This is a genomic window from Ruegeria sp. BB6 (assembly GCF_056539385.1).
Genome location: NZ_JBQFUW010000001.1, coordinates 244,680 through 255,697, shown reverse-complemented (window position 1 = coordinate 255,697; position 11,018 = coordinate 244,680). Strand labels below are relative to the sequence as shown.

At 58.8% G+C, this 11,018-nt stretch carries 13 protein-coding genes and 1 tRNA gene; 5 read left to right on the top strand and 9 right to left on the bottom strand.

Translation table 11 applies throughout. The annotated features are described in order from the left end of the window. Positions 1–8: 8 nt before the first annotated feature. Entirely contained in the window at positions 9–251 is a 243-nt protein-coding gene (locus ACR0B7_RS01240; protein WP_170382851.1) for a hypothetical protein, read from the top strand. On the opposite strand, the gene ACR0B7_RS01235 is transcribed toward ACR0B7_RS01240, so the two are convergent. From ACR0B7_RS01235 to ACR0B7_RS01200, 8 genes are all read right to left on the bottom strand, one after another. Then, positions 248–1,327: a 2'-deoxycytidine 5'-triphosphate deaminase gene (locus tag ACR0B7_RS01235; protein WP_170481450.1), complete on the bottom strand. Its 1,080-nt coding sequence runs from the start codon at positions 1,325–1,327 to the stop codon at positions 248–250. The genes ACR0B7_RS01240 and ACR0B7_RS01235 overlap by 4 nt on opposite strands. 61 nt (positions 1,328–1,388) lie before the next feature. Next, positions 1,389–1,465: transfer RNA gene (locus ACR0B7_RS01230), tRNA-Pro, on the bottom strand. Between the two features lie 61 nt (positions 1,466–1,526). Next, positions 1,527–2,165 (bottom strand): MerR family transcriptional regulator, encoded by a 639-nt coding sequence (locus ACR0B7_RS01225; RefSeq protein WP_170481453.1) that lies wholly within the window; start codon positions 2,163–2,165, stop codon positions 1,527–1,529. Positions 2,166–2,183: 18 nt separating this feature from the next. Continuing rightward, positions 2,184–2,486, bottom strand: a complete 303-nt coding sequence (gene ihfA / locus ACR0B7_RS01220; protein ID WP_008755922.1) for an integration host factor subunit alpha — start codon at positions 2,484–2,486, stop codon at positions 2,184–2,186. A 96-nt stretch (positions 2,487–2,582) separates the two neighbouring features. After that, positions 2,583–3,554, bottom strand: a complete 972-nt coding sequence (locus ACR0B7_RS01215; RefSeq protein ID WP_170564838.1) for a beta-ketoacyl-ACP synthase III — start codon at positions 3,552–3,554, stop codon at positions 2,583–2,585. 21 nt (positions 3,555–3,575) lie between these two features. After that, entirely contained in the window at positions 3,576–4,664 is a 1,089-nt protein-coding gene (gene plsX / locus ACR0B7_RS01210) for a phosphate acyltransferase PlsX (RefSeq protein WP_170481459.1), read from the bottom strand. A 24-nt stretch (positions 4,665–4,688) separates the two neighbouring features. Further along, the gene (gene rpmF, locus ACR0B7_RS01205) at positions 4,689–4,895 is read right to left on the bottom strand and encodes a 50S ribosomal protein L32 (RefSeq protein ID WP_008756996.1); all 207 of its coding nucleotides are present in this window, start codon (positions 4,893–4,895) and stop codon (positions 4,689–4,691) included. A gap of 206 nt (positions 4,896–5,101) precedes the next feature. Beyond that, on the bottom strand, positions 5,102–5,638 hold the full coding sequence (locus ACR0B7_RS01200; protein WP_170576620.1) for a DUF177 domain-containing protein: 537 nt from the start codon (positions 5,636–5,638) through the stop codon (positions 5,102–5,104). A gap of 85 nt (positions 5,639–5,723) precedes the next feature. On the opposite strand from ACR0B7_RS01200, the gene ACR0B7_RS01195 reads away from it, so the two are divergent. The 3 genes from ACR0B7_RS01195 to ACR0B7_RS01185 all read left to right on the top strand — a co-directional run bounded on the left by ACR0B7_RS01195 (position 5,724) and on the right by ACR0B7_RS01185 (position 8,882). Continuing rightward, on the top strand, positions 5,724–6,200 hold the full coding sequence (locus ACR0B7_RS01195) for an outer membrane protein assembly factor BamE domain-containing protein (protein ID WP_170481465.1): 477 nt from the start codon (positions 5,724–5,726) through the stop codon (positions 6,198–6,200). A 97-nt stretch (positions 6,201–6,297) separates the two neighbouring features. After that, positions 6,298–7,032 carry a GNAT family N-acyltransferase gene (locus ACR0B7_RS01190; RefSeq protein ID WP_170569617.1) on the top strand — a complete coding sequence of 245 codons (735 nt, stop codon included), beginning with the start codon at positions 6,298–6,300 and terminating at the stop codon, positions 7,030–7,032. 41 nt (positions 7,033–7,073) lie between these two features. Beyond that, positions 7,074–8,882 carry an ABC-F family ATP-binding cassette domain-containing protein gene (locus ACR0B7_RS01185; protein WP_480680763.1) on the top strand — a complete coding sequence of 603 codons (1,809 nt, stop codon included), beginning with the start codon at positions 7,074–7,076 and terminating at the stop codon, positions 8,880–8,882. Between the two features lie 3 nt (positions 8,883–8,885). On the opposite strand, the gene ACR0B7_RS01180 is transcribed toward ACR0B7_RS01185, so the two are convergent. After that, on the bottom strand, positions 8,886–9,641 hold the full coding sequence (locus ACR0B7_RS01180) for an SDR family NAD(P)-dependent oxidoreductase (RefSeq protein ID WP_170481472.1): 756 nt from the start codon (positions 9,639–9,641) through the stop codon (positions 8,886–8,888). Between the two features lie 243 nt (positions 9,642–9,884). On the opposite strand from ACR0B7_RS01180, the gene ACR0B7_RS01175 reads away from it, so the two are divergent. Continuing rightward, on the top strand, positions 9,885–10,997 hold the full coding sequence (locus tag ACR0B7_RS01175; protein WP_480680761.1) for a hypothetical protein: 1,113 nt from the start codon (positions 9,885–9,887) through the stop codon (positions 10,995–10,997). Positions 10,998–11,018 lie beyond the last annotated feature (21 nt).

Below are 11,018 nucleotides of genomic sequence, written 5' to 3'. Positions count from 1 at the left end.
GTTGAGCAATGAATGCCAATCGAATGATCGATATGATCGTACGTCAAGTCATGCGCCGTCTGGTGAACAAGGGCGTGGACAAGGGCTTTGATATGGCAAGCCGGATTGGTCGAAACTCTGCCGACGCGCCCGGTGCCAAAGACGACCCCGGTGCAGAACGCCACATGCAGCAGAATGCCCAGCGGCAAAAGCAGAACATGAAACAGGCGCAGCGCATGACCCGTCAGATGCGCCGGTTCATGAAGTTCTAGCTTACCGCTTTGAAATGCTTGGACAGTTTCAGGCCTTGCCCTTGATAGTTTGAGGCGATACCCGCGCCATAAAGCTGCGTGGGCATTTCGGCCATTTTCTCATAGACCAGCCGCCCGACGACCTGTCCGTGCTCCAGCACGAAGGGGGCTTCGTGGCAGCGCACTTCCAAAACACCGCGCGATCCTGCGCCGCCGGCAGCGGCATGACCGAAACCGGGGTCGAAGAAACCGGCGTAGTGCACGCGGAATTCGCCAACCATAGCCAGATAGGGCGCCATTTCTGCGGCATACATGGGCGGAATATGGACCGCCTCGCGGCTGACCAGGATATAGAATGCACCGGGATCAAGGATGATGCGGCCATCGGTGGTGCGCACTTCCTCCCAGTATTCCTGTGGGTCGTATTCGCCAATCCGGTCGAGGTCGATCACGCCAGTATGCGGTTTGGCGCGATAGCCGACCAGATCGGTGTTTGGCAGTTGCAGATCGACCGAAAAACCCAAGCCGTCCTGAATCACGGCAGGGCCATCGACAAGGGGCGAGTCGTTGTGCAGCGCAGTCAGTTCCGCGTCGCTCAGGACAGCTTGCCCTTCGCGGAATCGAATCTGATTCAACCGCATTCCGGGCCGTACAAGGACCGAGAAGGAGCGGGGGCAGATTTCGGCATACAAGGGGCCAGTATACCCGGCGGGCACCCGGTCAAACTCAGTCCCGCCATCGGTGATGGTACGGGTCAGCAGGTCCAGCCTCCCGGTCGAGCTTTTGGCATTGGCGACTGCGGTGATGCTGTCGGGCAGAGCAAGCGATTCCATCAGCGGAACCAGATAAACGCAGCCCTTTTCCAGAACCGCACCATCGCTGATATCTATCCGGTGCATCTCGAACTCGGCCAGACGGTCGGCGACCGAGCGCCCTTCACCAGCAAGGAAAGATGCGCGCACGCGGTAAGCTACTGTTCCCAAGCGCAGGTCCAGACTGGCTGGCTGCACTTGCGGGTCGATGATCGCTGGCTCGGCGGTAATCTCACCGCGTGCAATCATGCCCTCGATCTGTTGGTTTGGACATACGCCTGTCATTCCGATCCCCCCTGATGCCAGAGCGGGATCTGGCCTGTCTGCCATAAACGTCGGTGTAATTTGGTCGGGCTAGCAGGACTCGAACCTGCGACCTTCCGTCCCCCAGACGGACGCGCTACCAGGCTGCGCCATAGCCCGACGTTGGGGTGTTCATAAAGACTTTCCCGGCAGGGGCAAGAGGAAATCATCGCCTTTTTTCTTATCCCGCCGATCGGCTCTCAATTCGATCAAGTACGGCGCGCAGCTCTTTCGCGACCGGCGCGATCTGACGCAGAAGTTCTTCGTCAAAATCTGTTTTGCTCCAAGCCTGAGACGCGATTCCGCGTACCAATGCTGCCCCGGTTAACGGGTCCGGCTCTGGGCTTTGGGCGGCTGTGGCAACCTGTGTCGTGGCCGAAGTTGCCTCGGCCGCAGGCGCAGCGGCGGCTGGCTCAACCTGTGGAATGTCGGTCGGCTTGGTTCCCCCCAAATCCAACGCGATCTGTTCCTGAGCGGGGGTGGATTTCGTCGAGAAGGGAACAACGACACTGTCTCGCGGTGTCGGGTCTGGTTGAGCTTGCTCGTCCAGACTCTGAGACAGTGACGAGACATGCGATACGCCTTGTTCACGCAGGATGCGTTGAACGCCCTTTATGGTAATTCCGTCCTCGTGCAGCAGTTTTTTGATGCCGCCCAAAAGCCGCATGTCATTCGGGCGGTAATAACGGCGGCCACCCGCGCGCTTTACCGGTTTGACCTGACTGAAACGGCTTTCCCAGAATCGCAGAACATGAGCTTGAACGCCCAGCCAATCCGCAACCTCACTGATCGTGCGAAATGCGTCGGGGGACTTGCTCATGACACTGCCGCCCTGATCTTACTTGCGGTTCCCGGCGGCGACGCGATCCTTCATCAGGTGCGACGGGCGGAAAGTCAGCACGCGGCGCGGCTGTATCGGAACCTCTTCGCCGGTTTTGGGGTTGCGGCCGATACGAGCAGTCTTGTCCCGAACGCTGAATGTGCCGAAAGACGAGATCTTGACCTGTTCGCCGCGCACAAGTGCGTCGGACATGTGGTTCAAAACGCTCTCAACCAGTTGCGCGCTTTCGTTGCGTGAAAGGCCAACCTCACGAAAGACGGCCTCGCTCAGATCCATTCGGGTCAGTGTTTTGTCGCCCATACCTATTCCCCTGTTGATGCCATAGAATATGGCGGGGGGAAATTCACTGTCAATATCAATGAATTGCGAGAGGGTGTGTAAGCCGTTTTGCGCTTGTCACCACCGCAGGACGACCGAGCCCCAGGCCAATCCACCTCCGATTGCCTCGGTCACGATCAGATCGCCCTGCTTGATTTGGCCCCGTTGCTTGGCGACCGATAGGGCAAGTGGGATCGATGCGGCCGACGTATTTCCGTGATCCTGGACCGTCACGACGACGCGTTCCATTGGCAGCCCCATTTTCTTGGCTGTGCCCTGAATGATGCGGATATTGGCCTGATGGGGAACAATCCAATCCACATCCGAGTTTTCCAGCCCTGCTTTTTCCAATGAAGTTTCAGCAGTTTTCGTAAGTTTTTCAACGGCATGTCGGAAGACTTGATTGCCTTGCATCCGAAGATGGCCCGTCGTTTGCGTCGAAACGCCTCCGTCTACGTACAGCAGGTCCTTATAGCGACCGTCCGAATTCAGGTCAGTCGCCAGAATGCCACGATCCTGCGATGTGCCTTCACCCTCTTGCCCTTCGAGGATCAGCGCGCCTGCTCCGTCACCAAACAGAACGCAGGTCGATCGGTCCGACCAGTCCATGATTCGCGAAAAGGTCTCGGCGCCGATCACAAGAACGCGCTTGGCTTGCCCGGACAGAATCAAGGCATTTGCGTTGCTCAGTGCAAAAACGAATCCCGCGCAAACCGCTTGAACGTCGAAGGCAAACCCCTTGGTCATGTTCAACCTTGCCTGCACCATTGTCGCAGCCGAAGGAAAGGTCAGGTCGGCTGTGGACGTTGCAACGACAATGGCGTCAATGTCATCCGCCGTCAGCCCCGCATCCTTCAGCGCGGCTTCGGCAGCGTTGGTGGCCAAATCAGACGTCGTTTCATCATCGGCGGCAAAATGGCGTCGTTCGATACCCGAGCGAGTCTTGATCCACTCGTCCGACGTATCGAGCGTCTTTTCAAATTCGGAGTTCGGAACAATGCGCTCTGGCAAATAGTGTCCGACACCTACAACAACTGAACGGCCTGCCATTCTGAGGTACTGCCTTTTTTGTTATTCGCCCGCCTTCGACGGTGCGTGCGCGGCATCTTGTGCAAGCTCGGCTGTGGATGCAACCCGTGCCGCCAATTTTTCGGCAAAGCCCGACTGAGCCAAAGTGAAGGCCAGCTTGACCGCTGCTGAAACTCCGGTCGCGTCCGCGCCGCCGTGAGATTTGACGACGGTTCCGTTGAGGCCAAGGAAAACCCCACCATTTACACGGCGCGGGTCGATGCGTTTCTTGAGGCGGTTCAGCGACGTGATCGCAAGGACCGAAGCCAAGCGGGACAGGGGGGAGTACTTGAACGCCTCACGCAATAGATCACCGATCAGGCTTGCGGTTCCTTCGCCTGTCTTGATCGCGACGTTTCCGGTAAACCCATCGGTTACAATGACATCTGCTTTGTCGCCGGGAATGTCGCTGCCTTCGACAAAGCCCACAAAATCAAAACTGGCCTGATCCGCGAAATCCGCGATCATTGCATGGGCCTCTTTCAGCTCGGCCCGGCCCTTGTGTTCTTCGGTGCCTACATTGAGCAGGCCGATCCGGGGCCGTTCCAGCGCCATGCCGTTGCGTGCGTATGAAGCACCCATCAATGCGTATTGCAGCAAATCCTTGGCGTCCGCGCGCACATCAGCGCCGACATCCAGCATTACGTTAAAGCCCTGCGGGTTGCGAGAAGGCCACAGAATCGCGATTGCCGGGCGGTTCACGCCCGGCAGTTTGCGCAGCCGCATCATCGACAGCGCCATAAGCGCCCCGGTGTTGCCGCAAGAGACCGCTCCGTGCGCTTCGCCTTGCCGTACCGATTCCAGTGCAGACCACATCGAGGTCTGCTTGCCGTTGCGGACAACCTGACTGGGCTTGTCCTCCATCGTGACCACATCAGGGCAATCACGAAAAACGACGCGCCCGTTCAGGACACGCCGTTTTGCGACAAGTTTGCGCAACGTGGCTTCGGGCCCATGCAGGACAAACGCGATGTCGGGGTTTTTGTTTGCTGACTGAGCAATGCCTGCCACCACTGTGGCAGGCCCCGAATCTCCGCCCATTGCGTCAACCGAAATGGTAATCCGTCCGGCGTGCGTGGGCTGTTCTGTCATGCCTTGGCCTGTACGTTGAAAGGCTTAGGCCGCGTCTTCGTCCAGGTCGATTTCGTCGGCCTGAGCGACGACTTCACGGTCATCATAGTGGCCGCAGGACGCACAGACGTGGTGCGGGCGCTTCAGCTCGCCACAGTTCGGGCATTCGTTCGGGTTTGCAGCAACCAGAGCGTCATGTGCGCGGCGGTTGTTGCGGCGCGACTTGGAAACTTTGTTCTGTTGGACAGCCATGGTCTCAACCTTTGTCTACTAAGGGCCAACAGATTCGCTGTGGGCCGGGTTTCATTCTTCGTTTTTCTCGTGGTTTGACGCGCGTTTAGGGGACCAGCCCCGCAATGTCCAACCCAAATTCCGATGAGCGCGCGAAAATACTGCGATTCTCGACATGTTCAAGCGATTTTTCTGAGGGCGTGCTATGACAGGAAATCAGACCCGTGTCACTCGACTTTTTTCATCGCATCGCGCAAACCGGCAAGCCCAGCAAAGGGTTTGACGTCTTCGTCGGTCATCGCCTGTTTGCCCGGTTCTGTATAGTCGGCCTGTTCCAGTTCAGCACCTTCCTTGCGCGGGTATTGTGGCAGGGCCAGCGACAGTGCCTCGATCATAACCTGCGCCGGGTCAATCTCTGGCCCCAGAGGTTCGGATTCGTCACCTTCGGGAATCTCGAACTCTTCTTCGTCCGGGTCTGACCAATCCGCCAGGAATACACGAGTTACCGGCACATCGATTCTGGTCGTTACGGGTTCCAGCGTCACAACACATGGCTGAATGACCGTTGCGCCCAGCTTGCCTTTCAAACCCCAATCGCGCTTGCCTTTGGCGCGAACCTCGCCCACAAAGGTCAACTTGCGTAGTCCAAGCAGGTTTAGATCATCCTTGATCGAGTCCAGAATCTTGGAGTCCGGACGCAAATTGAACATGGTTGGGGCGTTCTGCGGCAGGTCGGCGACCCGCAGAGATGTCTGGTTGCTCATTCGTGACCCTTTCCTGTGTTGAACCGGGGCTGCGGTTTGATGTAATCGGATAGGGTCCGCAAGGGGCCAAGGCAAGAGGGTGTGAATGTTGAAGGTTGTGAACAGGTTGAAACCAGCGTCCAAAGCGCTTGCCTTTGGGGTCTGTCTGGCCGTTGCCGGTGCGTGTACGCCTGTTTTCGAGAATCACGGCTATGTTCCCACCACCGAGGAGCTTGCCGAGATCCAAGTTGGCGTGGATACCCGCGAAAGTGTGGTTGAGGCCGTCGGTGCGCCTAGCTCATCAGGTGTGGTTCGTGATTCCGGTTACTATTACGTGCGCTCCAAAGTCCGTCACTACGGACCCAAGCGCCCCGAAGTCGTTGAGCGTCAACTGGTCGCGATCAGCTTTGACCAGCGCGGTGTCGTGCGCAACATCGAGCGTTTCGGGCTTGAGGACGGAGTGGTCGTTCAGTTGGATCGCCGCGTGACGGATTCCAGTATCGAGGGCCGGGGCTTCCTGCGTCAGCTGCTTGGTAACATTGGCAACTTCAACCCAGCGAACATTCCCGGCGCGACCAATTAATTTGTAGCCAGTTCTTGTCGCAGTCACACGATGGTCACACATAGTGTGATAGTGACGCGGCAAGATGAAACGGGTCTGCAACCGCGGAGGTGCGACCATGGCACTATTGCTCGGCAAGGGCCGGTACCGCGCACGACTGGCGCAAACACCGCAGGATATTGCGGCGGCTCAGGCGCTGCGGACGCTGGCCTTTGGAACGGAACAGGTGGATCAGGACGGTTTCGATCCGCTGTGCGCACATATTCTGATCGAGGATACGCGCGCTGGCGGGGACCTAGTCTGCTGCTTTCGGATGCTGACGATGGATCAGGGGTCCGAGATCGGGCGCAGCTATTCCGCCCAGTTCTATGATCTCTCGGCGCTTGAAGGGTTCACCGGGCGCATGGTCGAGATGGGGCGATTCTGCGTACATCCTGACTGGACTGACCATGACATCCTGCGTGTCGCATGGGGGGCAATGACCGCCTATGTGGACGAAAACAACGTGGAAATGCTGTTTGGCTGCTCATCCTTCGCCGGGACGGAAACGTCCGAGTATCTGGACGCCTTTGCCATGCTGAAACATCGCCATCTGGCCCCAAAGCGCTGGTTGCCCCGCGTGAAAGCGCCCGATGTGTTCCGCTTTGCTGCACGCCTGCGACGCCGGCCCGATGCGAAAAAGGCAATGCTGCGGATGCCGCCTTTGCTGCGCACATATCTGATGATGGGCGGCTGGGTCAGCGATCACGCGGTTGTCGATCGCCACATGAACACGCTCCATGTCTTTACAGGGCTTGAGATCGGCGCGATTCCCCCGGCGCGAAAGCGGCTGTTGCGCGCGGTTGTCGGGTAATCGTCGTTGACGCCTTGGCCCTGCCGGTTTAGCTGGCGGATATGGCGAGAATTCCTTTGTTGCAGATGGCCGGCATTTCCCTGACCTTTGGGGGTGACCCGGTGTTTTCGGGGCTGGATCTGGTGGTTCAGCCGGGCGACCGCGTCGCTCTGGTCGGGCGGAACGGATCCGGCAAGTCGACGCTTATGAAAGTCATGGCGGGGCTGGTCGAGGCCGACCACGGCGACATCGTGATTCCTCCGGGTAAATCTGTGGGTTATATGGAGCAGGATCCGGGGATGGAGGGGTTTGCCACGCTGGGTGACTATGCCTCCAGCGGGTTGGAACCCGGAGAGCTTTATAAGGTCGAACGCGCGGGTGAGGGATTGAAATTTGACCCTTCGCGCGCGGTTGAGACCGCCTCGGGCGGTGAACGCCGTCGTGCGGCGCTGGCCAAGCTGATGGCCGAAGCGCCCGACCTGATGCTGCTGGATGAGCCGACCAACCATCTGGATATCGAAGCGATTGCGTGGCTGGAACGCGAGTTGGGCGCGACCCGAGCGGCCTATGTCCTGATCTCGCACGACCGCGCGTTTCTGCGCGTACTTACCCGCGCGACCCTGTGGATCGACCGTGGGGTTGTCCGGCGGCAAGAACAGGGCTTTGAAGCATTCGAGGCGTGGCGCGACAAAATCTGGGAAGAAGAAGACCAGCAGCGCCACAAGCTGAACCGTCTGATCAAATCCGAAGCGAAATGGGCCGTCGAAGGCATCAGTGCGCGGCGCAAGCGCAATCAGGGCCGGGTGCGTGCGTTGCAGGCGCTAAGGGCCGAGAAAGCAGCGCAGATCAAGCGTCAGGGCTCGGCTGCGATGACGCTGGAAGCAGGACCTAAATCTGGCAGAAAAGTTATCGAGGCCAAAGGGCTGGCCAAGTCTTTCGGGACGCAACAGATTGTTCGGAACTTTGATTTTTTGGCCCAACGCGGGGACAGGGTGGCCTTTGTCGGCCCCAACGGTGTAGGAAAGACGACCCTGCTGAAAATGCTGCTGGGGCAGGAGCAACCGGACGAAGGCTCTGTGTCGCTTGGAACCAACCTTGAGATTGCCGTATTCGACCAGACCCGCGCGCAGTTGGACCCTGAAATGACCCTCTGGGACAGCCTGACAGGTGACCCCGAGATGCGCGTTTCCGGCAAGGCCGATCAGGTGATGGTCGGCGGTCAGCCCAAGCACGTTGTCGGCTACCTCAAGGAGTTTCTGTTCGATGAACGGCAGGCAAGAGCCGCCGTTAAGTCCTTGTCAGGCGGAGAAAAAGCGCGGTTGCTGCTGGCCAAACTGATGGCCAAGTCGTCCAACCTGCTGGTGCTGGACGAACCGACAAACGATCTGGACGTGGAAACGCTGGACCTGCTGCAAGAACTGCTGGACGACTATGACGGGACCGTGCTGCTGGTCAGTCACGATCGCGATTTTCTGGACCGCGTCGCCACGACCACTATCGCGATGGAGGGCAATGGCCGCGCCACCGTTTATGCGGGCGGGTGGTCTGACTATATTGCGCAGCGCGGTGACGTTTTTGAAAAGAAGACTGAGAAAACAAAGCCATCAAAGCCGAAGGTGAAGCAGGAATCTCAACCCAAATCCGGCCTGTCTTTTTCCGAAAAACACCGTCTGGAGAAGCTGCCAGCCGAAATGGAACGGCTTGAGGCCGAGATCGGCAAGCTCGAAGAACTCATGTCCGATCCCGACTTGTTCACCCGTGAACCGGTCAAGTTCCAAAAAGCGACCGAGGCACTGGTTGAGCGGCAAGAGAAACTAGCAGCAGCCGAGGAAGAATGGCTGATGCTAGAAGAAAAGGCCGAGGGCGCTTGAACGTCACCTCATCCGAAGGGCGCCGTCGATGCGGATAACTTCTCCGTTCAGATAGCCCAACTCGACGATGAACCCGGCCAACCGCCCGAATTCGCGTGGGTCGCCAAGGCGGGCAGGGTTCGGGACATCCGCAGCCAGTTGCTGTTGCACTTCTTCCGGCAGGCCAGCAAGCATGGGCGTCATGAAAATTCCCGGCGCGATTGCCATCACGCGGATACCCGATGAGGCCAAATCTCGGGCCATCGGCAGCGTCATGCCCACAATGCCACCCTTGGATGCGGCATAGGCGGTTTGGCCTTTCTGACCATCAAACGCTGCAATCGACGCCGTGTTGATAATCACACCCCGCGCGCCGTCTGACTCGGGCGCGTTCTTGGCCATCTGTTCGGCGGCCAGGCGCGAAACATTGAAAGTTCCCACCAGGTTGATGTCGATTGTGCGTTGGAACGGGCTTAACGGGTGAGGACCGTCTTTCCCAACCGTCTTGATACCCACGGCAATACCGGCACAGTTCACCGCAGCGGTGATCCGGCCCATCTTGTCCGTCGCATAAGCAATCGCAGCGGCGACCGATGCCTCATCTGTCACATCCGTCTCGACAAAGTGCCCACCGATCTCGGCCGCGACCTCTTTTCCGCGCTCGGCGTCACGATCCAGAATAGTGACCTGCGCTCCGTTTTCGGCAAAGTACCGAGCGGTCGCCTCGCCAAGCCCGGATGCGCCACCTGTGACTATGGCAGCGGTTGAGGGTAGTTGCATTTCGGTAACCTCTCCTTAATTTCGACACATTGTGACCACATTTGATTGGTGGCGCGGGTAGATATTGTATATCGACGCCCCAAGGCTGTCACAACTGGTGTTCTGGTTGGTTGTGATGAGTAGTGGCGAGCCCTTTAGTTAACGCAATTTCAGCATGTGCTTAACCGCGCTTCATCTGAGGCTTCCACATTGAAATCGAAGATCCTGAGGTACTTGGGTTTTTAGGGCGCAAGGAGATTAATGATGCGGATAAGACTTAAATCAAGCGTTTCAGCCTTGGTGGTATCCCCGTTCGTCGGGGCGTTGATGGCGACAACTGCGCAGGCTGCGCCAGAAGTTTGCAATGCGAGAACGGCGCGGATCGCGGCCAATGCGGGCGATTATCAAGCCCTGTGTGACTGTACGCAAGTGACGCCTAGCTTCATTGAGCGCCTGCAGCGGCGGTCCGATTTTGAAGCCACTTTGGCAGTTACTGGTGAGCAGTGCCCTGCTTTGGCCGCATTGTTGACAGATTTCGCTACGGCGTCGATTGGGGCAACATCCAGCACGGGTGAAAACTCGGACGACGATCAAGTGAGTCGAGCGGGCTCCCGTCCGGGCGGAAACAACGGCGGCGGTGACGGCGGAAACAACGGCGGCGGTGACGGCGGAAACAACGGTGGCGGTGACGGTGGAAACAACGGCGGCGGTGACGGTGGAAACAACGGCGGCGGCGACGGTGGAAACAACGGTGGCGGCGACGGCGGAAACAACGGTGGCGGAAACAACGGTGGCGGCGACGGCGGCGGAAACAACGGTGGCGGCGACGGCGGAGATAACGGCGGCGGCAACGGTGGAAACAAAGGCGGCCCCGGCAACGGGAACGGCAATGGCGGCAATCCGGGTAACGGCGGTGGCAACACCGGTGGCTCGGGTCCCGGAACTGGCAATGGCGGCAGCAACAACGGCCAAGGCGGTGGAAACGGCAACGGCGGCAGCAATGGCGGCGGCAAAGGTGGTGGAAACGGCAACGGTGGCGGTAACGGCGGCCCTGGTAACGGCAACGGGAACAGCGGGAACTCTGGTAACGGCGGCGGCAATACCAGTGGCTCGAGTCCCGGAACTGGCAATGGCGGCAGCAACAACGGCCAAGGCGGTGGAAACGGCAACGGCGGCAGCAATGGCGGCGGCAAAGGTGGTGGAAACGGCAACGGTGGCGGTAACGGCGGCCCTGGTAACGGCAACGGGAACAGCGGGAACTCTGGTAACGGCGGCGGCAATACCAGTGGCTCGGGTCCCGGAACTGGCAATGGCGGCAGCAACAACGGCCAAGGCGGTGGAAACGGCAATGGCGGTGGAAACGGCGGAAAACGCTGACGCCACAGAGCTCATCATCTC